Origin of the sequence: Glutamicibacter sp. (assembly GCF_050701915.1) — a bacterium.
In the GTDB taxonomy this organism is placed as follows: domain Bacteria; phylum Actinomycetota; class Actinomycetes; order Actinomycetales; family Micrococcaceae; genus Glutamicibacter.
The window spans coordinates 89,783-112,999 of record NZ_JBOGEG010000004.1; the positions used below are offsets into that span (position 1 = coordinate 89,783).

18 protein-coding genes and 1 pseudogene are annotated in these 23,217 nt (G+C 62.7%); 11 read left to right on the forward strand and 8 right to left on the reverse strand.

Features of this window, described 5'->3' with window-relative positions:
- Positions 1 to 73: 73 nt before the first annotated feature.
- The 3 genes from ACRDT3_RS05020 to ACRDT3_RS05030 are packed head-to-tail and all read right to left on the reverse strand — an operon-like array spanning position 74 to position 4,987.
- Positions 74 to 991, reverse strand: coding sequence for a DUF5655 domain-containing protein (locus ACRDT3_RS05020; RefSeq protein WP_431491932.1), 918 nt, complete (start codon positions 989 to 991; stop codon positions 74 to 76).
- A complete protein-coding gene (locus ACRDT3_RS05025) occupies positions 984 to 2,210 on the reverse strand; it encodes a restriction endonuclease subunit S (protein ID WP_431491933.1) in 1,227 nt (408 codons plus the stop codon). Before ACRDT3_RS05025 ends, ACRDT3_RS05020 begins: the two co-directional genes overlap by 8 nt.
- Entirely contained in the window at positions 2,207 to 4,987 is a 2,781-nt protein-coding gene (locus tag ACRDT3_RS05030) for a DEAD/DEAH box helicase family protein (protein WP_431491934.1), read from the reverse strand. The genes ACRDT3_RS05025 and ACRDT3_RS05030 overlap by 4 nt, the downstream gene beginning before the upstream one ends.
- Positions 4,988 to 5,119: 132 nt before the next feature.
- Between ACRDT3_RS05030 and ACRDT3_RS05035 the strand changes: the two are divergent.
- Positions 5,120 to 5,488 (forward strand): annotated as a pseudogene (locus ACRDT3_RS05035) (carboxymuconolactone decarboxylase family protein).
- Positions 5,489 to 5,504: 16 nt separating this feature from the next.
- Here ACRDT3_RS05035 and ACRDT3_RS05040 read toward each other — a convergent pair.
- Complete coding sequence (locus ACRDT3_RS05040) at positions 5,505 to 6,296, reverse strand: aspartate dehydrogenase domain-containing protein (RefSeq protein ID WP_431491935.1); 792 nt, start codon at positions 6,294 to 6,296, stop codon at positions 5,505 to 5,507.
- 122 nt (positions 6,297 to 6,418) lie between these two features.
- Positions 6,419 to 7,714: a benzoate/H(+) symporter BenE family transporter gene (locus ACRDT3_RS05045; RefSeq protein WP_431491936.1), complete on the reverse strand. Its 1,296-nt coding sequence runs from the start codon at positions 7,712 to 7,714 to the stop codon at positions 6,419 to 6,421.
- Positions 7,715 to 7,916: 202 nt separating this feature from the next.
- On the opposite strand from ACRDT3_RS05045, the gene ACRDT3_RS05050 reads away from it, so the two are divergent.
- A complete protein-coding gene (locus ACRDT3_RS05050) occupies positions 7,917 to 8,768 on the forward strand; it encodes a helix-turn-helix transcriptional regulator (RefSeq protein WP_431491937.1) in 852 nt (283 codons plus the stop codon).
- Here ACRDT3_RS05050 and ACRDT3_RS05055 read toward each other — a convergent pair.
- Together ACRDT3_RS05055 and ACRDT3_RS05060 are read right to left on the reverse strand one after the other, a co-directional pair.
- Positions 8,765 to 9,196 carry an acyl-CoA thioesterase gene (locus tag ACRDT3_RS05055; RefSeq protein ID WP_431491938.1) on the reverse strand — a complete coding sequence of 144 codons (432 nt, stop codon included), beginning with the start codon at positions 9,194 to 9,196 and terminating at the stop codon, positions 8,765 to 8,767. The genes ACRDT3_RS05050 and ACRDT3_RS05055 overlap by 4 nt on opposite strands.
- A 49-nt stretch (positions 9,197 to 9,245) precedes the next feature.
- On the reverse strand, positions 9,246 to 10,373 hold the full coding sequence (locus tag ACRDT3_RS05060; protein WP_431491939.1) for a hypothetical protein: 1,128 nt from the start codon (positions 10,371 to 10,373) through the stop codon (positions 9,246 to 9,248).
- Positions 10,374 to 10,552: 179 nt separating this feature from the next.
- Here ACRDT3_RS05060 and ACRDT3_RS05065 point away from each other — a divergent pair, with 179 nt between their 5' ends.
- Entirely contained in the window at positions 10,553 to 12,400 is a 1,848-nt protein-coding gene (locus tag ACRDT3_RS05065; protein WP_431491940.1) for a calcineurin-like phosphoesterase C-terminal domain-containing protein, read from the forward strand.
- A 96-nt stretch (positions 12,401 to 12,496) separates the two neighbouring features.
- Positions 12,497 to 13,468, forward strand: coding sequence for a D-2-hydroxyacid dehydrogenase family protein (locus tag ACRDT3_RS05070; RefSeq protein ID WP_431491941.1), 972 nt, complete (start codon positions 12,497 to 12,499; stop codon positions 13,466 to 13,468).
- Here ACRDT3_RS05070 and ACRDT3_RS05075 read toward each other — a convergent pair.
- Positions 13,437 to 14,150: a phosphatase PAP2 family protein gene (locus ACRDT3_RS05075; protein ID WP_431491942.1), complete on the reverse strand. Its 714-nt coding sequence runs from the start codon at positions 14,148 to 14,150 to the stop codon at positions 13,437 to 13,439. The two genes, ACRDT3_RS05070 and ACRDT3_RS05075, sit on opposite strands and share 32 nt — an antisense overlap.
- Positions 14,151 to 14,213: 63 nt before the next feature.
- On the opposite strand from ACRDT3_RS05075, the gene ACRDT3_RS05080 reads away from it, so the two are divergent.
- The 7 genes from ACRDT3_RS05080 (at position 14,214) to ACRDT3_RS05110 (ending at position 23,207) form a co-directional block, all read left to right on the forward strand.
- Positions 14,214 to 14,672: a 23S rRNA (pseudouridine(1915)-N(3))-methyltransferase RlmH gene (locus ACRDT3_RS05080; RefSeq protein WP_431491943.1), complete on the forward strand. Its 459-nt coding sequence runs from the start codon at positions 14,214 to 14,216 to the stop codon at positions 14,670 to 14,672.
- 63 nt (positions 14,673 to 14,735) lie between these two features.
- Entirely contained in the window at positions 14,736 to 15,200 is a 465-nt protein-coding gene (locus ACRDT3_RS05085; protein WP_431491944.1) for a hypothetical protein, read from the forward strand.
- Positions 15,201 to 15,203: 3 nt separating this feature from the next.
- Positions 15,204 to 15,665 (forward strand): hypothetical protein, encoded by a 462-nt coding sequence (locus ACRDT3_RS05090; protein ID WP_431491945.1) that lies wholly within the window; start codon positions 15,204 to 15,206, stop codon positions 15,663 to 15,665.
- The gene (locus ACRDT3_RS05095; RefSeq protein ID WP_431491946.1) at positions 15,649 to 15,951 is read left to right on the forward strand and encodes a transcriptional regulator; all 303 of its coding nucleotides are present in this window, start codon (positions 15,649 to 15,651) and stop codon (positions 15,949 to 15,951) included. The genes ACRDT3_RS05090 and ACRDT3_RS05095 overlap by 17 nt, the downstream gene beginning before the upstream one ends.
- A gap of 39 nt (positions 15,952 to 15,990) precedes the next feature.
- Complete coding sequence (locus ACRDT3_RS05100) at positions 15,991 to 20,658, forward strand: ATP-dependent helicase (protein ID WP_431491947.1); 4,668 nt, start codon at positions 15,991 to 15,993, stop codon at positions 20,656 to 20,658.
- 54 nt (positions 20,659 to 20,712) lie between these two features.
- Entirely contained in the window at positions 20,713 to 21,531 is an 819-nt protein-coding gene (locus ACRDT3_RS05105) for a DNA-formamidopyrimidine glycosylase family protein (protein WP_431491948.1), read from the forward strand.
- A 536-nt stretch (positions 21,532 to 22,067) separates the two neighbouring features.
- Positions 22,068 to 23,207 (forward strand): aromatic ring-hydroxylating oxygenase subunit alpha, encoded by a 1,140-nt coding sequence (locus tag ACRDT3_RS05110; RefSeq protein WP_431491949.1) that lies wholly within the window; start codon positions 22,068 to 22,070, stop codon positions 23,205 to 23,207.
- Positions 23,208 to 23,217 lie beyond the last annotated feature (10 nt).

Sequence of the window (23,217 nt, forward strand, 5' to 3'; positions counted from 1 at the left end):
GAGGCTCTGAAGGTGTTAGTCCGATGGTTTATCTTAAGCATTGCTCTGCGCTCATGATATAGGTCAAAGCGCATCAACTTGCCTCGTAGCTGCGCTCAATCAGTGGCAGCGCCTTCGCTAGCTCGTCACGATTGCGAATCCGTATTTCCAAATCACCGGTCCCGAAGTGCCCGATATTACGCACGTCTCGACTGAATCCAAGGGCTAGATCAACCGTGTCAGGGTCGATTTTAAGGAAGACCAGTAAAATCTTTGTCTGAGGATGCACTTCTACACAGGCGAAGTTCTTGAGCCTACGGAACGCAAAGTAGAGTTTCGTGGCTTTCTGTGTGACGTCATCGCCCAGGCTTTCGCAGTACGCAACAAATTCGGCGTACAGGTCTTGGAGCGTTGCCGGTGCTTGAGCCAGGTAGTCGCTAACTGTCTTGGCAGGAGAGCTAGATGAATTTTTCAGCGTCGGGGCAGGGACCGTCTCAGTCGAAGAACCTTTCGTGGCAGTAACCAACTCCAGTGCAAGCAACTGGCCACTGAAGTCACGGTAACGCACCAATTCAATACTATGATTAATCTGCTGAACGGCATGAGTGTCATATTTCGTGAAACCTCCGGCAACACAGACAAGACGCGGGTTACGCCAGTCAATAGCCTCGGCTGCCTGTACTCCGAATTGCTTCATTACTAGCAATTGGAATTCGGCGCGGTGATCGAGCAACCAATTAAGATAGAACAGCCCTTGATTGATGACGTTCTCGTTGGTAGAGCGCTTGTACTCGAAAATTACCGGCGAGTGATTTTCATCAATGCCAACGGAGTCCATCCGACCACCATGATTGATGCCAGTGGAGTACTCCGAAGCAAGAAACCGTACGCCAAACAACGTCTCCATGTTCCGTTCGATCATCGTCTGCAGCGATTTCTCCAACGCCATGTCCGTACCAGGCAACTCCGTTGCCATGCCTCCGTCGATTCTGAAGATTTTGAGATCAGACACGCGAACCCACCTCGCCTAAGCGACTCGAAAAAGCCGCTGCGAGCAGGGAGCGGCGGAGAACTGCAGAGCGCGCCAATACTAGTTCGGCTTCATATTTCATGCGATCCGACAGATCGACAATTTCGCTATGCCGCGCTACCAGCTCATGTTGTCGAGGCATAGGTGGAACTGGTAGAGGGAATGCTTTAAGCTTCGTGCCGTTGACGTTCGCTTGGCCTACCTGTTGAGATACGCAGCTAGCCACGTATGCACGCCCTTGTGGGCTATTAATCGCCATGTTCGCCCAGGTCGGTAAGACTGTTTCCGCCAGACGAACTCGGATAAGGTACGACGCGAAAGACGCCGGACGATCGTCTTCAACAACTGCTGACTTTCCCACAAGTTCGGCGCTGTTCGTTCGATTAAAAACAAGGTCTCCACGGCTAACCATAAGACGATCCAGGTCCGGGTGATTTCCACGTAGAAACTTGAGTCGAGTCCAATCGATACGGTTCTCTCGGATGTTGCCCATACGCAATACTGGTACGTCCCCTTCTTCGCGGACTTCATGACACTTCGCGGAGGTTCCATACTCAACGCGATCGGCATGTGCACCAAGGGTGCTCATGAGCGCCTCTTCTGAAGCCACCCGCACAGATTCGCCAAGTGACGAGACAACCAGCGCACGGGCACGCCGAAAGACGTTGCGCGCGTAATCGTCACCAGCGTCCAGCCGGGAGAGGTGGTCTTCGAGGATCGCAACGATGCGCCGCTGTTCTTCCAACGGTGGAACCGGCAGCTCAAATTCATACCACCTCGGCATCTCGATCGAGGCCACAGTAGTTCCGGATTTTCGGGTAGTGCGCATTAGATCCCGTTCGAATGCGCGCAATCCCCAAGCAATCCACCTAGCATCGATCCCTTCGCGAGGGACCACGGCCTTCATGTCTTGATTCATAGTAGTTGCGAATGGCACGAGCGCAACGGGAATCGTGCGCTCCAAGATTCCCGACCGTGTCACAACAGCGACCGATCCGGCAGGTACCAGTTTCGTCGATGAGCCCACAACAGCCGCTTCGGTCACGTGGTCCTTTGTATCAACGAGCACTTCTGCCCCCATGTCCTTGGGCGAAAGCCACGGCACATGACCGCTTTCCCAGAAAGCAGGATTCGATTTTGAAGGTGTTCCACCGCCATACCAAGTGCCTAGGTCCTTGAAGCGCACTTGCTTCCACGTCACGCGGCCAGCTCCCGGTTCAGTTCTATGATGATGCTTCCTGTTTCTTCCCCGAGGTCACGTAAGGCCCCGTCAATTCCTCCCTTCTCATCGAAGGGTGCGTTTTCCAGATCACCGGCGTCCAATTGCGCAGACGAGGCGATGATTTGCATCATCTTGTCCAGCCACCACCGCTGCGTCTCCGTGAACGTCACACCGGCCTGTTCCTGGCGTGCGAGCCAATTTACGTAGCGGGCCTCAACCTGTTCGGCGTATGGCACCAACGCCTCGTCGACACCTGCTTCCAAGCGTAGCAACGAGATTAGGTCAGTGGCGGTGTGCCGGTCACGGTTCTCTGGGCGCCCCTTATATTCTACTTCGAGCGAGAGATACGCATTCCAGATCAGATCAACTGTCCAGTTATGCGGAGGGCGGGCAATCCGGTCTGCCAGCTCTTGGATCTGGTTGAATGAAATGCCGCGCCCCTTGGCTTCATACATCAGTTCAATCGCGCCAATCTCGGCGCGATTAACTGCCAAATATTCGCGCCACGAGGTGACGATTTCTTTTGCCCGGTCGGGCTTCTGGACTCCGTACGCTTCCAGCACCGAGTCCGTACTGACTTCGTCGATTAGTTGATCCTTCATCCGGCGGATGTCGATGATTCGCTTTCGTAGTTCCGGGTTAGAGGCCAGCGGTTCGGTCGCGGAATCCAACAGGTATTGGATCACGTCTGCAGGATCGCGATCAGGCTGAGTCCGGATGGCGGCGGCTTGCTTCTCGGGGTCTACGGCATCGACGAGTGCACGCACAATCTCACGCATCGAGGTGTGGGCGACTTCGTCGATTTCTGTGCGCTCGGCTGGCTTGAGTTGACGGTCAAGTGCGGCGAGTCGGCTCGCCAGCGTTGCGGTTTCATCTTCTGTGAGATTGAGGGTCGCAGATTTATCGAGTAGCTTCTTGAGGCTGATCGATTTATCACGGTTAAGTGGAGGTTCCACGAAGCCGTGCTCGGTCACCCCGATCGCGTCCACGATAACGAATCGAGTCTTCGCGTCAGCATCATCGGTAACCGATTTCAGGTCGGCGGAGTTGATGGTGCGAGCACCGCGGCCCTTCATTTGTTCGAAGTATTGTCCCGACCGCACATCACGCATGAATAACACGCATTCCAGCGGCTTCACATCAGTGCCGGTGGCGATCATGTCAACCGTGACTGCGACGCGCATCGCCGGACTGGTTCTAAATGCCTTGAGGTGTCCCTTGGGGTCTTTCGCTGAGTAGGTGATCTTCGCAGCAAAGTCGTTTCCCTTGCCGAAGACCTCGCGCACAGTTTGCACGATCTCCTCGGCATGGTTGTCATCCTTGGCGAAAATCAGTGTCTTCGGCACGGTACGACGACCGGGGAAAATCTCCGTGAAGAGATTGTTACGGAAGGTTTCCAGAACTGTACGGATCTGATGCTTCGCGGTTACCGCACGATCAAGCTGACCGGGGGTGTAGTCCAGGTCTTCGTCGAGCTTGACCAGCTTCTGTTCGCGGGTGTCACGGTTGACCGCTGGTACATACGTGCCTGCCTCGATCAGGGATCCATTCTGGGTGATATCGGTTTTGATCCGGTAGATGTCGAAGTCGACATTTACGCCGTCGGCGACCGATTGTTGGTAAGTGTACTCCGAAACTAAATTCTGTTGGAAGAACCCGAATGTCTGTTTACCTGGCGTCGCAGTCAGGCCAATCATGTGGGCGTCGAAGTACTCAAGCACGCCGCGCCACACGCCATAGATCGAACGGTGAGCCTCGTCGACAATGACGAGATCAAACGACTCAGGCGGTAGATCGGGGTTATAGGCGACGGTGACCGGCTCATCGGGACGGAACTCATCGAGGACTTGGTCATCCCCCTCGGGGACGTCTTCATTCTTGATGGCCTTAAAAACGCGTTGAATCGTAGAGATCGCAACCTTGGTCGAGTCAGGCATTCCGCCGCGGGCAAGCTTCGTGACGTTGTAAAGTTCCGTGAAGCGGCGGCCGTCATCTGGCGTCCGGTAGTTCTGGAATTCGCCCATCGTTTGGTCAGCGAGGTTATTTCGATCCACGAGAAACAGCACCCGTTTGAAGCCACCCCATTTGAGCAATCGGTAAGCCTCGGTTACCGCGGTGTAGGTCTTCCCTGCACCAGTGGCCATCTGTACAAGCGAACGACCGTAACGCTGTTCTGCCAGGCTTTTCTCGATTCCGTTCACTGCTTCAATCTGGGCGGGGCGCAGTCCGGCCTCGTCAAGAATGGGAAGTTCATGCACCTTGCCACGCCAAGTTGGCAGTTCGTTCGGGTTGTCCTTTTTCGCGCGCATTGTCGCTGCGAGGTGTCCGGGTTTCGGGAAGTTGAAGACACGTCGTGCACGGGGCCTCGGATCGAACCCATTGGTGAAGTGCGTTTCGGTGCCGGATGCTTCAAAGACAAATGGCAACCGGCCTTCAGAATCGAGTGCCTTACGCCGGACGTCGTTAGGCAGACCCGTCGCGTACATCGCCGATTGCCATTCCACACCCGACAGTGGCGTTCCGTTCGGCTTCGCCTCGATGACTCCGACGACCGTTTTGTCAATGTACAGGAGGTAGTCGACACGTCCGTGACCTGGCTTCATGATGACCTCGCGCACGGCGATACCACGCTGCGGAGCAAAGAGATTTAGGTCCTTGCGATCTTGGACTACCCACCCAGCTGCCTCAAGCTGGCGGTCAATCATGACCCGCGCTTTTTGCTCCGCAGCCAGGCGATCATCGCTATTCTCTACCATAATCCGGATTCTATCAGCGGCTTTGGACAAGACTGTGGACTAAGTCTTGAAAACAATTACATCGAGCTGGGCTGGATCGATTTTAATGAACCGGCAATCGAGAAGTGAACATGTCGACCACAAGGTTTCCGCATTGTGCGTGCGCCTTCCAGGAAGGTTTTCGGCAACGAGCACGTTGACCGTTCCACCAAGAACTCGAATGAGTTCACCGACGAATTCCAGGAAATGATCACCCGCTAAGCATGGGGCACCATCTGGACCCGTGACGGCCTGCCGCGCACCACCCGCAGCGCCATCACGCTGACCGCAATGATCGCCGGCGGCTACTGGGAAGAGCTGGAAATGCATGTGCATGCGGCATTGCGCAATGGCATGGCTCCCGAGGAAATCAAGGAAGTCTTCTTGCAGTGCGCCATCTACTGCTCCGTTCCGGCAGCGAACGTGGCGTTCAAGATCGGCAAGAAGGTGCTGGACGAGTACGCGGCAGCCGAAGGCGAATAGCCGTGGCACCGCGCCGCTAGCGGCGTGCCGCCGCGGCTTGCCGGATCGAGTGCAGCAAAGCCCACGGGACGATGCCGCTGGTGCGCGGATTGCGCGGCGACGGGCAGTTCTTGATCGAGAAGCTGTACTCGCCGGCAGGGCCGCGCGCCTCGATGAGGTGCTCGGTCAGGTCTGCCACCGGGTCGGCGAGCAACCTGACCGTCACCGCATCCCAATCCCCCACGGCCAAGGCCACCGCCGCGGCCACGTTCAACGACTTAGGGAAGTCCTGGGCCGCTGCCGCGGCTGAACCGCGAAAAACCTCTACCGGTCCGTTTCCCTGCTCCAATTCACGGCGCCTCTGCGCATCCATCCACGGCTGCACCAAGGTGGCCGGCAGCTTGCGCGTAGTCACCAGCACTTGGTCGATGCCGCCCATCCGGGCGGCCGCGCCCAGCAGGTCCAATCCGCCAATGGCACCGGCCGTGCAGGAAAGGCGCCCCGGTCCGGCGCCCTGCACTTGCGCGGCGAACACCGGATCAGCCAGCGCTCCCATGGAACTGGCCAGCAGATCAACTCCCGAGGACAGGATCCGCACCGCATGCTCGCGCAGGGCTTGCTGGCCTGCGCATTCGACCACCAGGTCGCAGCGCTCCAGGGCCGTCTCCAAGCTCAGCTGCTCATGCTCCAGACCGGCTTTCGGCCGGCGCAGGATCACCCCTTCGAGCTGGGCGCCGTCCACCGAGCCGGCCGCAAGTTGTGCCGCCACCACGGAGCCGATCGCCCCGTGGCCCAGTACTCCCACCCGATACATGCTGCCCGTGGCCATGCCCGTCCTGTCCGAAAAGATCGATGTAAGCTACCGCCAGCTTAGGCCAGCTCGCGCTCCCGGCACGAACTGCCAGTTGCCTTAGCGTGCAGGCTATCCGCGCATCAGATCCGGTATCCGCGCTATTGCCGGGAGGCAGTTACATGGTCCGTTCGTTCCATGAGCCGCGAGGCGCCATATCCGAAGAGGATGCCCCAGAAGGCGGCATGGATGTTGAACAGGTCCAGGCCGGAAATCGTCACGACGAAAGTCACCAGGGCGCCCAGGGTGAATTTGGTGGCGAAGGCCGTCACGAATGCCTGCTGCAGGGCCTTGAGCATGGCGATGCCTCCCAAGGCCAGCACAAAAGCCTCGGGGGTGGCCAGCATGAAGCGCGTCAGCGTTGGAGCGAACAGGGCGAAGAGCAGGGACAGGAAGCCGTAGACCACCGCTGCGGTGTACTGGCGGTGCTTCTCGCCAGATGATGTGAGCAACGCGTTGGTCGGCCCGGTGACGCAGGCGGACACCGCGCCGAAGCATGCATTCAGGATCGAGAACCCGCCCGAGGCCAGCGCAAAGGCATTGACCGGGGGACGGTGCCCGGCAGCCCGCAGCACCGCGACGCCCTGGCCGTTCTGCACGATCAGAACGGTAATGGCCAATGGCACCACCAGTTCCAGCTGCGCAGCCCAGGTGAATTCCGGAGCGGTGAACACCGGGTTAGCCACCACGGGCCCGCCCGCTGCATCCAGGGCGAACTGCCCGCTGGCGGCCACCGCGATGACCCCGGCGATCAGCGTGCCCAGCACCGGGGGCAGCCTCCTGCCCAGCGCCGGCACCGCGGCGAGCAGGACGTAGACCAGCACCATGGGGCCGGCCACCACCGGGTTGGCTTGGGTGGAAGAGACAATGTCGGTGCCGAAGCGCAAGAAGACCGCGGCCACCATGGCCATCACTATCGGCATGGGAATAGCCGCCATGATCCGGCGCACCACCCCGGTAGCGCCCAAGGCCAGGACCAGCACCCCGGAGACGAAGAACGCCCCGACCACCTCGGCGAAAGACAGATGCTGCAGCGAAGGGCCCAGCAGCACCGTGCCCGGGATGGACCAGGCAAAGCCGAGCGGCTGGCGGTAGAGCAGGGACATCACGATGGTCGCCAACCCGGCGGAAAGGAAGATCCCGCAGACCCAGGAGGCCATTTCGGCCTGGGACAGCCCGCCAGCTGCACCCACCGCAAGGGTGACTGCGATGGGGCCGGAAGCGGAGAAAACCAGCCCGATCACGCCATTGCTGGCATATTGCCCGCCCAGGTCGCGCAGCAGGGCGCGGATGCCGGCAGGCCGCTGCGCGGCCCGCTCCAGCAGCGGTTCGCGCGGTGCTCCCGCAGCTGCTGGAGTCGATTCGCGGGTTGGCAGGTCATTGGCTGGTTTGGGCATGTGCGCTCCTGGGCGATGGTGGCAGTGTCATTGGCAGTGGCATTAATAGTCCACCACCATTGCACGGTCCCAGGGGCCGTGGGGCGTGGCGCATTGATCCGGGGTATGGCATTCCTAGGATAGTTCTGGCTGCAGATCCCAAGGCACGCAGGGCTAGGATAAGACCGGGGCGATGCGGCCCGCGGATGAAAGGAATGCAGGGATGAATTCCAATACCGAGCTCGGCGAGTTCCTCAAGGCCCGGCGGGCCCTGGTCAGCCCGGCCGGCGATGGCGGTCCCCGGCGACGCGTGCCTGGGCTGCGCCGCGAAGAAGTCGCGGTCCTGGCCGGCGTGAGCACCGACTACTACACCCGGCTGGAACAGGGACGGCACAAGCGTCCCTCCGAATCCGTGCTCGGCGCGCTGGCCAGGGCACTGCAACTGGATGAGACGGCTACCGGGCATTTGTTCAACCTGGCCCGTTCGGTGTCCGGTTCCGGGCGCAATAACCCGTCGAGCAGCATCCAGCGGGTACGCCCCTCATTGCACAAGCTGCTGGATTCCTTCACCGGGCATCCGGCCTTCATCCGCGGACGGCGTACCGAGGTGCTGGGCATGAATGCGCTGGCCGCCAGCCTGCTCACCGACTTCCTGGCCAAGCCGGTGCGCCACCGCAGCCTGATCCGCTGGGCCTTCCTGGATCCCGAAGCCAAGCAGCGCTACGCCGACTGGGAGCAGATCGCCGCCTCGATGGTCGGTACCTTGCGCCTGGATGCCGGGCGCCATCCGCACGATCCGCTGCTCGCGCAGCTGGTCGGAGAGCTGTCCATGAACAGCGAGGAATTCCGCACCTGGTGGGCTGATCACCGGGTGGTCGAGCGGCGGGACGGGATCAAGCGATTCAACCACCCCGAGGCGGGCTACCTGGAGGTCAACTACGAGGCTCTGGACGTGACAGGAACGGCGGACCAGACCTTGTTCATCTACACCACCGAGCCTGGCTCGGAATCCGAAGCGAAGCTGCGCGATTTGGCCGCGCTGCTCGCCAGCCAGGGACCGGAAGCGGGAGCCTAGCTGCGCGCTGGGACCAGCGATTTGCCGAGCCAGCTGCGCTCCAGCTCGTTGAGCGGCCGCGACGAGACGCCATCGGCTGCCAGCGGCACCATGACCGTGGTCGAATCGAACACCGGCTGCCCATCCTGGTAGCCGATGCCCCGCACCGTGAAGGACTTGTTGCCCAGCCGGCTGATGCCCATGCGGATGAGCATCTCGGGCTGGTAGTACAGCGGGCGCAGGTAGTCGATCTGGATGGATGCCACCACCGTGCCGAATTCGAAACGGCCTGTTGCCCCGTCTTCGCGCGTCCAGCGGATGCGGGCTTCTTCCATCAAGGTCACGATGCGCGCATTGTTCACATGGCCCAGGGCGTCCTGGTCCGACCAGCGCAGCTGCAAGATGACTTCGGTAGCCGCGGACAGTTCATCGTTTTTTGCTTCATTCATGCAACCTATTGCACCAGAAACGCGCGCTGGCCACTGCGCCCGTGACGGCTCATGAACTTGGGCCATCGCCGGCAGGCACCCACCGCGCATCCTCGCTGTTGGCGTTCAGGCAGGTCCATTCCCGGGCCGGCCCGTAGAACCGGAGCTCATCGGTGAACCAGAAGGCCTGGTCCGGGTCCCACCCGGCAATCACGCTGGCGTACTTCTCGTCGATTTCGAGGCATTGCCCGGCGAGCGCCAAATATGCGCCGATGCCCAGATGCACCCCGTCGTAGTCGCGCGCCACGGCCAGCCAATCGGGGATCATCCATGCGCCGTCGCGCCCGGTGGCCAAGAACCAGTCGTGGCGCTTGTGCGCGGTGACCTCGAGGCCGTGCTCCCGGCAGAGCCGGACCCAGTCCTCGGCCGTGGCGATCTCCAGCACCTTGGCTGCGGGAGGCACGCTGACGGCCCTGGTGCTGGCCTGCTCCCACCCAAAACCGTCTTCCACGCAACTCAGGCCCACAGGCTCCCGGCCAGGGAAAACACCGGTGCTGGCGGGCAGGCGGCTGCTGGGCTTGGACCACCATTCGCCGCTGAAGCTGCCCAGCGGGCTGTTGCGCATTCCAACGGCATCGCGGGCTTCGGTCGCCAGGATGCCAGCCCTCCACTCCTGCAATATGCCAAGGGCTTTGCTGCCGGGAGCCTGCGATCTGCCCTGCGGGTCATGCTGGTCGAACTCCACCTGGAATTGGTTGCGCAGATCCACGGGGTCCAGCCACGAAGCCGCGAGCCCGCAGTCCGCCAGGTGCCGGGCCACGCGCTCAAGAGGCGCGGCCAGTGCCGGCAATGCCAGCAGGGTGTCTTCCCCATCCGGTTCCTGCCAATAGCGCGCGCTGCCGACCGAGCGGACCAGGGCTTGCTGCAAGAGCGCTGCGGTGGCCGGCACCAGGCTCGTGCCGTCAAGGCACCGGGCGATCTGCTGGACGCTGGTTTCGGGCATGCTTGCTTCATCCGCGCCAAACAGGCCAACGCTTTCGCCACGTTCGACCGCCACGCGATACGCGGCATAGAACATCGCCGCATGCAGCGGATGCTCCCCGAACACCGGTTGCAGCTTCTCTTCGCTGGCAGTTGCGAACTCCCACAGCAGCCTGCGCCCCCGCGCCCCTGCCATGAGCGCCTGCACTAGTTCCATCGCCGCCACTTCTTTTCGCTGGTTGGGATTCCCTAAATCCCGCCAAGACAGCGGGTAAGTATTTACGGGATCGATTATTCGACATTACCTGAGAAGGGGCAGCTATTTACCTGCCATTGGCACCGTGGAATATGGCCGGCCAAGGGGCCGGCAGATTGTCCCCATCCGGAGGAACGTTCGTGAAATTCTTCGCTCGACCCGGCAAAACCAATCAAATCACCCCATTGCATCTGACCGCCGGAAGCCTTGTTGTCATTGCTGCTTCCACCGCCTTCATCGGCACCAGCCCAGAACTCGTGGCAGTCCCTGCAGCCAAGTCCACCGCGGACTGGAGCTCCTCGGCTTACCGCGGGTCTGTCGAGGTTCTCCCGGCAGGAACTGGCCAAAGCCCCGCCGAGCAGGAGACGCTCAAAGGCGTGGTCTTCGAGGATCGCAACAAGAACTCCAAGCAGGATGCCAAGGAACCAGGCCTTCCGAACGTCACGGTTTCCAACGGCCGCGAAGTCGTGGCCACCGACGGGCAGGGACGCTACGTACTCCCGGCATACAACAACATGACCGCGTTCGTCACCCAGCCCCGGGGCTTCCAAGTTCCGGTCGATGAAGACAACGTCGCCCAATTCTTCTACACCCACCTGCCCGAAGGCTCCCCGGACCTGAAGTACGACGGCATCGCCCCGACCGGCCCGCTGCCGGGGGCCGTCAACTTCCCGCTGGTGCGCAGCAGCGCCACGCAATCGCCCGACCAGAGCTGTGTCATCGGTGCCGATGTGCAGACCTATACCCAGCAGGAAGTCGACTACGCCAGGGAAGGCGCCTTCGCCGATCTGGCGGCCCGCACCGACTACACCGGTTGCGGAGCATTGTTCATCGGCGACCTCGTGGGCGATGACCTGACCTTCTTCCACCAGACCCGCGAGCTGGCCTCCATGCTCAACGGGCCAGCCCGGTTCCTGCCGGGCAACCACGACATCGACTACGATTCGCTGGACGGGCAGCACGAGTTCGATTCCTTCCGCGCCCAGTTCGGCCCGGAGTACTACTCCTATGACACGGGCAAGACGCACGTCATCGCCCTGAGCACCATCGATTACCCGACTGCGGTTCCTGCCAAGAAGAGCGACTACACCTATGACCTGGGCAAGCGCCAGCTGCAGTGGCTGCGCGAGGACCTGGCCAAGGTTCCCGAGAACAAGGCCGTCGTCCTCGCCGGGCACAGCCCCTTGCTTGAGTTCTTCTACAGCGACGAGCATTCCACCAAGCAGGTCCAGGAGATCTACGAGCTGCTCGAAGGACGCGAGGTCGTTTCCCTGGGCGGGCACACCCACATGTCCGAGAACCTGCGCGCCGGGGACCTGATGGATGGCTGGCGCGATGAGGTCGGCGAGGCAGGCCTGCCCTTCACCCACCTGACCGTCCCGGCCATTTCCGGGCAGTGGTATGACGGCCGGGTCACCGAGAACGGCTACCCGACCTCCATCCAGCGCGACGGCACCCCGCCGGGGGTGCTCACCTTGGACATCAAGAACACCAAGATCACCGAGCGCTTCACCGTTACCGGCGGGGATACCAGCAAGCAGATGTCCCTGGGCTTGAACACCCCGGCATATCGGCAGTGGTACGAGGAGAATCTGGAAATGGAACGCGGCACGGTTCCGGCCCTGGATGACCCGCTGGCGGTGAGCCGGCAGGGACTGTCCGAGGACACCTGGCTGACCACGAACTTCTGGATGGGCAGCACCGGCTCCTCCGTCGAGGTTTCCATCGACGGCCAGGACCCGATTGCAGCCGAGCGGACCCAGAAGATGACCGGCGAACGCCCGCTGTCAGGCGCCGAATACTCCGATCCGGCGGCCATTGCCGAGCAATTCGTCCACGGCGGCGGCTTCGCCGAGAAGACCAGCCACCTGTGGCGGCTGGAACTGCCAGATGATCTCTCCGTCGGATCGCACACCGCCACGGTGACGGCCACCGACGTGCATGGGCGTTCCTACACCGAGGAGTTGGATTTCACGGTCGTTCAGTAGCATCTTCCTTCGAGCTGGTGCCTGCATGAGCAGGCGCCAGCTTTTTGTTACGCCCGCATTAGGGCAGCATCGGCTGCAGGTGCCTAGGATGAAGCCATGCGCATTGCAATCCTGGATGATTACCACAACGTGGCCCGTTCGCTGGCCGATTTCGATAGCCTCGCCACCGATCTGGACGCCGAGGTCACCGTCTTCACCGGGCACCTGGGCCACGCGGACAGCACCGTCATCGAGGCGCTGCAGCCCTTCGACGCCATTGTCGCCATGCGCGAACGCACGCCTTTCCCGGCCGCCCGGCTGAATGCGCTGCCCAACCTGAAGCTGCTGGTCACCACCGGCCGCCGCAACGGATCCATCGACCTGCAGGCCGCCAAGAGCCAGGGCATCGTGGTCAGCCACACCGGCTACGTGGCCACCGATGCCGCCGAGCACACCTGGGCGCTGATCCTCAGCGCCGCGCGCCGCCTGGACGTGGAGCTGTTTTCCGCGGATCGCCCGCTTGCGGCTACCTCGAGCTGGCAGACCACTTTCGGCATGGGCCTGTCCGGCAAGACCCTGGGCATCTACGGCCTGGGGAATCTGGGGGCGAAGGTTGCGAAGGTGGGCTTGGCCTTCGGCATGCGGGTTATCGCCTACAGCCAGAACCTCACCAAGGCCCGCGCCACCGAGGTGGGCGTGGAGCTGGTCTCCGAAGCCGAGCTGTTTTCCACCAGCGACATCGTGACCCTGCACCTGAAGCTCTCCGAGCGCAGCACCGGGGTCATCGGGCCTAAGCAGCTGGCGTGGATGCGTCCCGATTCCATCCTGGTCAACACCTCGCGCAGCAGGATCGTGCAGACCGATGCCCTGATCCAGGCGCTGGAAAACCGGAGGCTGCACCTGGCGGCGGTGGACGTCTTCGACGTGGAACCCCTGCCTGCCAAGGACCGGCTGGCCACTACCCGGGGCGTGATTGCCACCCCGCATATCGGCTATGTGACCATCGAGCAGTTCGAGATGTTCTACCGCGACTCGGTGGAAGATATCCGCGCGTGGGCTAGCGGCGCGCCGATCCGCGTGCTGGCCTAGGGGCTTCGGCCCGCGGCACGAAGAAGTAGTGCAGGATCGCCACGACGGCGGCCCATGCGGCCCCGATCAGCAGCCCCACCAGCACGTCAGAGACCCAGTGGTGACCGATGTAAATTCGCGAAGCGCCCATTGCCAGGACAAATAGTGCCGCGACGATGGAGATCAGGTACGCGTAGCGGCGCAGCCCGTAGATGATCGCCAGGTAGCTGGCGATGCCTATCAGCGCCGCCGAGTTCAGCGTGTGCCCGCTGGGGAACGAAAAGGTCTGCGGCGGCGCCGGGCCTCCGGGAACGCCTTGGGGACGTGGCACCTGGAGGTTTGCCTTGAGAATAACGGTCAGCAGGACCGAGACCAGTGCAGTGAATGCGATGGCCGCCAGCGGCCACGCGCTGCGGGTTTTCCAGCACAGCAGTGAGGTGATCACCAGCATGATCATGGTCATTCCCGGCGTGGATCCCCAGAAGTACAGGAAGTCGGAGGCCGCAAACAGGAACGGGGACTGGTGCTCCAGTGCCCATTGGTAGGCCGGGGCGTCCAGATCCTTGGCCCATCCGCCCGCGTGCAGGGATACCAGCACCCTGCGGGTGAAGTAGAACATGGCGACGACCAGCCCGAAAATGATCCACAGCACCTGTGCGCCGCGGGGACGTTGGCCTTGCCGGAAATACCATGAGGATCTCATGGCTTCCATCGTATCGGGATGGGCGCGAAGCGCTGAACTCGATAGATGCGGAACAATGGAAGCATGACGATCAAGGTGCTGGCAGTTGGCAAGAAACACGAATCCTGGGTGGACGAGGGAATTTCCCGCTACGAGAAGCGGCTGAAGAAGCCCTTCGACCTCACCTGGCAGCTGCTGAGCCACTCCTCGCGCGAGAACGACGCGGCACGCACCGAGGAATCCGGGCGCATCCTGGCCAAGATCGATGACCGGGATTTCGTGGTGCTGCTCGATGAACGCGGCAAGAACGTGGACTCCCCTGCGCTGGCCAGCACCCTGCGCACGCCGATCGATTCCTCGCGCAATGTCGTGATCATCATCGGCGGTGCCTACGGCGTGGATCCCACGGTGCATGCCCGCGCCAATTTCACCTGGTCGCTATCGAAGCTGGTCTTCCCGCACCAGCTGGTGCGCTTGATCCTCACCGAGCAGCTCTACCGCGCGCAGGACATCCTGGCAGGCGGGAAGTACCATCACGTTTAAGCCAATCACTTGACTTTCCAACTTGGAAAGACAAGACTTTCCATAACGGAAAGTGAGGAAATCATGGCTGATGGGCAAGAACGAATCGACAAGCTGACTGCCGCGGAGCTTCTGACTTCCGTGGACCAGGCCTCGAACGAGATGGTCGCGACCGGCAGTTTCTCCCGGGCAGCCCTCTTCGTGTATGTATTGCTCGGGAGCACCGCGTTGAGTCTTGAACATGTCTTTTCGCCGAAGATGACCCTGGCATTATTCGCGGCAGCTGTCCTTGCAGCCATGGTGCACTACATGATTACGCGCAGGCGCGCCAAGATGCGCCCTTTCCTCAGCAGCTCTGCAACCTACGGCTGGTACGCATTCCTGGCCTCCATGACCATGATGTGCTTGCGCTTATGGGTCGCCGAGGATCCTTGGACCATCGCAGCGAAATTAGTCGTCTCCTGCACTGCCTTATGGCATTTGCTTTCCTCCGCGCAAGCGGCATGGGACAAAGACCGTGTGCAAGATGCCCAGGAAAAGGCGGTGTAGCAGGTGAGCCATTCGCAGATCCCCTCGGAGCGCGAAGCCGCTTCCCTTCTCGCCGCGGCCAAAGAAGCCGCGAGCGGCACCGTCAGCGCCACCGAAGCTCCTCAGGCATTCATGATTGTCCTGGCTATCCTCTCGGCGGCTATCTTTTCGCTCTACGGAGTCATCGACACCGCCCTCTGGTACTGGTCGCCGGCGCTCTTTGCGCCCTTGATCGCCTGGTACGTCCTCTGGGCGCGCCAGCGGCCCAAGCGCCGTCCCGCATTGAGGCACTCGGGCAAATACATCGCGGTCATGCTGCTCATGATGCTTGCCCTGCAGTTCAGCAACTTCTGGATTCCCCAGACATGGCTGATCGCGATACTCAAGTTCCTCGCATTGGTCGCCGTCTTCACCGGTGCCCTGTGGATCATGCGCCGCGAAACCATCAAGTCCCGCGTCAAGGATGGAAATGAACAAGCCATCTAGCCAGGCGCACTTCGACGAGCTCATCCACGCACCCATCCGCCTGCGAATTTGCGCCAGCCTCGCCCCGGTGCAGTGGGCAGAATTCGCGCACCTTCGCGGCATCCTCGATGTCGCCGACTCCGTCTTGAGCAAGCACCTCAAGCAGCTCGCGGATGCCGGGTATATCGGCATCGAGCGGTTCACCAAGCTGGGGCGCAGCCATATGCGCGTTTCGCTGACCGAATCCGGGCGCCGGGCCTACGTCGGCCACGTGGCTGCCCTGCGAGAGATCACGGCGGGTGAATAATGCCGGATCTTGTCGTGCGCAGACCGTAGTATCAATCCCATGAGCGATGTCCTGTCCCGGTTCGGCGCGGCCACCCGCAAGTGGTTCACCGATGTCTTCTCCGCGCCCACGGTTGCCCAGAGTGGCGCCTGGGAATCCATCTCGGATGGGAAGCACACCCTGGTCATTGCCCCGACCGGCTCGGGCAAGACCCTGGCCGCGTTCCTCTGGGCCCTGGACCGGTTGCACCATGCGGAACTGGACGCGCCGGCGCTGCCCGGCATGGAATCCGCTGCCGATCATCCAACGGGCAATGGCACCAAAGTGCTCTACATTTCTCCGTTGAAGGCCCTCGGGGTCGACGTGGAGCGCAACCTGCGTTCCCCGTTGGCCGGCATCCGCGCCACCGCGCATGAGCTCGGGCTCTCCCAGCCGTCGGTGTCGGTGGGCGTGCGCTCGGGAGACACCCCGGCCAATGACCGGCGCAAGCTGCTCAAGGACCCGCCCGAAATCCTGATCACCACGCCCGAGTCGCTGTACCTGATGCTCACCAGCCAGGCACGCAAGACCCTGGCCGATGTGCACACCGTGATCATCGACGAGGTCCACGCGATTGCCAATACCAAGCGCGGGACCCATTTGGCACTGTCGCTGGAACGGCTCGACGCGTTGCTGACCGCCCCGGCCCAGCGCATCGGGCTCTCTGCCACCGTCGAGCCGCCCGAAGAAGTGGCCCGCTTCCTGGCCGGATCCGCACCGGTGAACATCGTGCGCCCGCCGTCCACCAAGAAGTGGGAACTGGCAGTGCGAGTCCCGGTGGAAGACATGACCGACCTGCCATCCGCGGCCGGAGCGCATGATCTGGGTCCGGGTTCCTCCCCCGCGGCATCGGCGAGCATCTGGCCGCATGTGGAGAACCAGCTGGTGGACCTGGTGCTGGAAAACCACTCGACCATCATCTTCGCCAACTCCCGCCGGCTGGCCGAGCGGCTGACCGGCCGGCTGAACGAAATCTACGCCGAACGCGAGGGCTTCAGCGCCGAGAATGCTTCCACCTCCACCCCCGCAGCGATGATGGCCCAGGCCGGCTCCACCGCTGCCGCGCACCCGGAAGCTCCGTTGCTGGCCCGTGCCCACCACGGCTCGGTGTCCAGGGATTCGCGCGCCCAGATCGAGGAAGACCTGAAGCTGGGCAAGCTGCGCGCCGTGGTGGCCACCAGCTCCCTGGAACTCGGCATCGACATGGGGCTGGTGGATCTGGTCATCCAGGTCGAATCCCCGAACTCGGTCTCTTCCGGGCTGCAGCGCGTGGGCCGTGCCGGGCACCAGGTCGGCTCGGTCTCCCGGGGCGCTTTCTTCCCCAAGCACCGGGCGGATCTGCTCTCCACCGCCCTGGTGGTCACCCGCATGCGCCAAGGGGCCATCGAGAAGATGGTGCTCCCGGCCAACCCGCTGGATGTGCTGGCGCAGCAGACCCTGGCCGCGGTGGCCATGGATGAGCTGGACGTAGAGAAATGGTTCGACACGGTGCGCCGCGCCGCGCCCTACCAGCAGCTGCCGCGCAGCGCCTATCTGGCCACCCTAGACATGCTCTCGGGCAAGTACCCTTCGGATGAATTCGCCACGCTCAAGCCGCGGCTGATCTGGGACCGGGATGCCGGCACCCTCACCGCCCGGCCCGGGGCGCAGCGCCTGGCCGTGATTTCCGGCGGCACCATCCCGGACCGCGGGCTGTTCGGGGTCTTCCTGGCCGGATCCGAAGATGACAAGGCGCCCAAACGCGTGGGCGAGCTGGATGAGGAAATGGTCTACGAATCGCGCGTCGGGGACATTTTCGCCCTCGGGGCGACCAGCTGGCGCATCGAGGACATCACCCACGACCGGGTGCTGGTCACCCCGGCCTTCGGCCAGCCCGGAAAACTGCCGTTCTGGCACGGCGACGGGCTGGGCCGCCCGGTGGAGCTCGGGGCGGCGCTGGGCGAATTCACCACGAAGCTGCTGGCCAGCGAACGCACCGAAGCGGCCGAAGTGCTGCACGGCAGCGGGCTGGATCCGTACGCCGCGAACAACCTGCTGAACTACCTGGGCGAGCAGCGCCGGGCCACCGGACAGGTGCCCAACCACCAGAATTTCGTGATCGAGCGCTTCCACGATGAACTGGGCGACTGGCGGGTCATCCTGCATTCCCCGTTCGGCTTGGCCGTGCACGCCCCGTGGGCCCTGGCCGTCGGCGCGCGGGTCCGCGAACGCTGGGGGCTGGACGCCTCGGCAATGGCCGCCGACGACGGGATCGTGCTGCGCATCCCCGCCATGGACGATGAGCCGCCCGGGGCGGAGCTCTTCGCCTTCGAAGCCGATGAGATCATCGAGGTAGTCACCGCGCAGGTGGCCAATTCCGCGTTGTTCGCCTCCCGCTTCCGCGAGTGCGCCGCCCGTGCGCTGCTGCTTCCGCGGATCAACCCGACCAAGCGCACTCCGCTGTGGCAGCAGCGCCAGCGTGCCAGCCAGTTGCTGGATGTGGCCCGCAATTACCCGGATTTCCCGATCATCCTGGAAACCGTGCGCGAGTGCCTGAACGATGTCTATGATCTGCCGGCACTGTCCAGGATCCTCTCCAGCATCTCCTCGCGGGCCATCCGCCTGGTGGAAGTGACCACCGAGCTGCCTTCGCCCTTCGCCCAGTCCCTGCTTTTCGGCTATGTGGCGCAGTTCCTCTACGAATCGGACGCGCCGCTGGCCGAACGCCGCGCCGCCGCCCTGAGCCTGGATCCGGTGCTGCTCGGCGAATTGCTGGGCCGCAACGACGTGCGCGAAATCCTCGACCCGCAGGTCATTTCCACCCTTGAACAGCAGCTGCAGCACTTGGCGCCCAACCGCAGGCTGGCCGGGATGGAGGGGGCCGCCGACCTGCTGCGTCTGCTCGGTCCGCTGAGCGCAGAACAACTGGCTCAGCGCCTGCGCTCGCCGGAGGATGAGCAGGAAGCCCTGGATGCCGAGACCGCCCGGGGGCATGCAGAATCGCTGGTGGCCACCCGCCGCGCCTTCACCCTGCGGGTCGCCGGGCAGCTGGCCTATGCGGCCATCGAGGACGCGGGCAAGCTGCGCGACGCCCTGGGCACCCCGCTGCCCACCGGCATCCCCACCGCCTTCCTTGAACCTGCGGCCCAGCCAATCGAGGACCTGGTGTCCCGTTTCGCGCGCACCCACGCCCCGTTCACGCTATCCGAGCTGTCCGCTGCGCTGGGGCTGGGCGTCGCGGTGCTGCGTCCGGTGCTCGACCAGCTGGTGGCGGCGGGCCGCCTGTCGCTGGGCGCGTTCCGCCCGGTGGAGCTGCTCCCACCCGGGATCAGCGGCGACGAGTACTGCGAAGTCTCCGTGCTGCGCACCATCCGCACCCGTTCGCTGGCCGCGCTGCGCGCCGAGGTGGAGCCGGTGGACCAGCCCTCCTTCGGACGGTTCCTGCCCGCCTGGCAGCAGGTGGGATCCCGGCTGGAAGGCAGCGATGGGCTCTACGAAATCATCACCCAGCTGGCCGGTGTTGACGTTCCTGCCTCTGCGCTGGAGTCGTTCATCCTGCCCGCCAGGCTGCACGGCTACCAGGCGTCGTGGCTTGATGAGCTGACCAGCAGCGGGGACGTGCTGATCTGCGGGGCCGGGGCCGCCGGAGGCAAGGACGGGTGGCTCTCGCTGCATACCGCCGAGTTCGCATCGCTGAGCCTTCCCGCCCCGGACATGTCCCAGCTGGATTCACTGGCCCGCCGGGTGCTTGATTCCTTCGACGCCACCGGCGCCTATTTCGTGCAGGAACTCGCCGCCCGGCTGCACCCGGATGAAGGGCTGCCGCCCACCGAGCAGGAGATCGCCGATGCCTGCTGGCAGCTGTTCTGGGCGGGGTTCATCTCCCCCGATACGCTCGCCCCGGTGCGCGGCTATCTGGCCGGCGGCACTACCGCGCACAAGATCGCCAAGCCGGCACCGCGTGCCCGTGCCGCCCGGCTGAACCGGCTCTCCGGCCTTACCCGGCTGACCCGCGAGCAGGCGGCCGGACCGCTGGCACGCAATACCCGCGGTTCGGCGCGCTGGGCGCTGCTGCCCGAGCCGGTGCGCGACCCCACCATCGCCGCGCACGCCACCGCGGAAATCATGCTTGAGCGCTACGGGGTGCTGACCCGCGGCTCGGTGGCCGCCGAGGCGGTGCCGGGGGGCTTCGGACAGCTTTACCGGGTGCTGTCCAAGCTGGAGGAGGCCGGGCAGGCGCGCCGTGGCTACTTCATCGAGAAGCTGGGCGCCGCGCAGTTCTCCACCTCGAACACCATTGACCGGCTGCGCGGCTTCGTGCTGCCCGAGGACCCGCGCCGCCAGCCCGAAGCCGTGGTGCTGGCCGCCACCGATCCGGCCAACCCCTATGGCGCGGCGCTGTCGTGGCCCGCCACGCAGACCGGGCACCGTCCCGGGCGCAAAGCCGGGGCGATCGTGGGCATGCTGGACGGCGAGCTGGTATTGTACCTCGAACGCGGCGGACGCACCGTGCTGGCCTTTGGCGAACCCGGAGAGCAGGCCTGGGCGCTGCTGGCGGCCAGGCTGGTTTCGGCGCTGCGCCGTGCCGCGGTGGACAAGATCGCCATCGCCACGGTCAACGGCGAACCGGTGCAGGAGCACCCGGCGGCCGCCGCCCTGCTGGGCGCCGGTTTCTACTCGACCCCGCAGGGCATCCGCTTCCGGCGGTAGCCTGGACACCAGCGTGCTGTACGTGGCGGCTGGCAGCAGCAAAGGAGATGCACCATGCCGGAAGGCGATTCCGTTTACCGGGCCACCGCAAGGCTGCACCATGCGCTGGCCGGGAAGAGCATCCTGCGTTCGGACCTCCGGGTCCCGGCGCTGTCCACGGTGGACCTGGCCGGCTACACGGTGTCCGAGGTCCTTCCGCGCGGCAAGCACCTGCTCATGCGACTGCAGCCTCCCGCCACGGCGGAACCTGCCTTCAACCAGCCGCTGCTGACCCTGCATTCGCACCTGCTCATGGAGGGGCGGTGGGATCTCTACGGTCCGGGAGCCCGCTTCAAGCGTCCGGCGCACACCGCACGCGTGGTGCTCGCCTGCGACGGCGTCACGGCGGTCGGCTTCGACATCGCCCAGGTCAAGCTCGTGCCCACTGCCGAGGAAGCGCAGCTGGTCGGCCATCTGGGCCCGGACCTGCTGGGGCCCGGCTGGGACGCGCAGGCGGCGGCCGCGAATTTCCGGGCGCAGCCGCACCGCGGGATCGGCGAGGCGCTGCTGGACCAGCGGCTGATGGCGGGGGTGGGCAACATCTACCGCTGCGAGGTCCTGTTCCTCACCCGGCTGCACCCGCTCACGCCCGTGGGACAGGTCGTGGACCTCGGGAAGGTCATCGAGATGTCGCAGCGCCTGCTGGAAGTCAACAAGGAGCGTTCCCGCAGGGTCACCACCGGCCTGGCCCGGACCCGCGAGCCCTACTGGGTGTACGGGCGCGCCGGCAAGCCCTGCCTGCGCTGCGGCGCGAAGATCCATGTTGCGAAGGTCGCGGCCGAGGACTCCGGCATGGAGCGCGACTGCTACTTCTGCCCTTCCTGCCAGCCATAGAAGTCTCCAGCGCAATCGCCCTGCGAGGCTCATCAAGGGATAGGTTTCAAATTCGAATTCGAGCGCTTCATGACGACGGCATTCGATAATTTCCCACGTCAAGTCTGCAAGTAGCGGGTCTGCTTTAGGAGCTGAGCCCGAGTTTCGAGTGAAATACATTAACTTACTGCCCGAATTCGGGGAGGCGCCGCGGCTTGAATGGATAAGAACGTTCATGCTGAATCGGCATGCGCTCCAGTCCGAACCAAAGGATGCATTTCAAGTTCTAGGGTTTTGAGCTCTTTGCCTACATTGCGTAACTCCAAACCTTCAATGCTAAGTTCGCCGATTTATCTGGTGGATTAGGCAATATAACCCCCTCTCACCGACCCCAAATACGGAAAATTTACCACTCTGCGCGCAACAGTCACCCTACTTCTCTTACGCAAAAATAATTCACATCATCCAAAATGTTGACTTCGCGTAATTAACTTGAGAAGCTTTTACGCATTACAGGATGTGACCTGAGACACGAACGTGTCGCGAATGGAGGAAAAATGACCCAGACCAGCACCCGGAAATCGAACGAGCTTACCCTGGAAGAAGTTTGCCAGCGTTATGACCTGCCCGCCGTTGAAGAGGTGTTCGCCGCTCTTGAAGAGGGGAACACTCTGCCAGCAGCCTTCTACGCCGCGCCTGAAATTCACCAGCTTGAACAAGAGCGCATCTTCTCAAAGTCATGGCAATACGCCTGCCATGAGTCGCTTCTGCAAAAGCCCGGCGACTACGCAGTGACAAAGGCTGGCGGCATCCCGATTATCATCACTCATGGCCGCGACGGCGAGTTGCGTGGTTTCGTCAATGTCTGCAAGCATCGCCTGCACTCGATTGCGGAGGAGAGCGGGAACAAGCCTATCTTGCAGTGCCCATACCATGGCTGGACCTATGGGCTGGATGGACAGCTGAAGAACGCGCCTCGTCAGGAACGGGAGCCGAACTTCGATTGCTCGAAGATCTCTCTGGCTCCAGTCTCAGTGGAGCGTTGGGACCAGTGGGTCTTTGTAAACCCTGACCCAAATGCCGAGTCCCTGGAATCCGTGACCGCGGAGATTCGCCATTTGACAGACGGGGTCAACGAAGAGCTACGCCAGTATGAGTTTCAGACTCGTTTCGAATACGACATGGACTGCAACTGGAAAATCTGGGCAGAAAACGCCGTTGAGTGCTACCACTGCCCGACACTGCACAAGTCCAGCTTCGGCAAAACCTACGAAACAAGCCCAGATGACTACGACGTGGCTTCGGGAGAAAATACCATCTGGCACAACGGACCGCTGAAATGGCTCCCCGCTGACGCAGATCCCAAGGGACTAAAGGGATTCCGCTTTGCCTTCACTTATCCTTCCTCGTTCTTTGCACTTGATGACTTTGTGGGATTCATCGGCACCGTGCAGCCGATTGATGAAACGCATTGCTATGCATTCGTAGACATGTATGCCAAGCCGGGGACTGATCCAGAAATCGTCGAAGCCTGGCTGGAGATGTGGGACCAGACTCTGATCGAAGACAAGCAAGCAACGGACATCCAACAGGTTGGTTACTCATCGGGCCGTATTGAAGTTGGTCGTCTAATGCTGGACAGCGAGGGACCGCTGCAGGCATTCATGAAAGCCACTTTGAAGCGACTTGTCGACTAACGATCCCTCG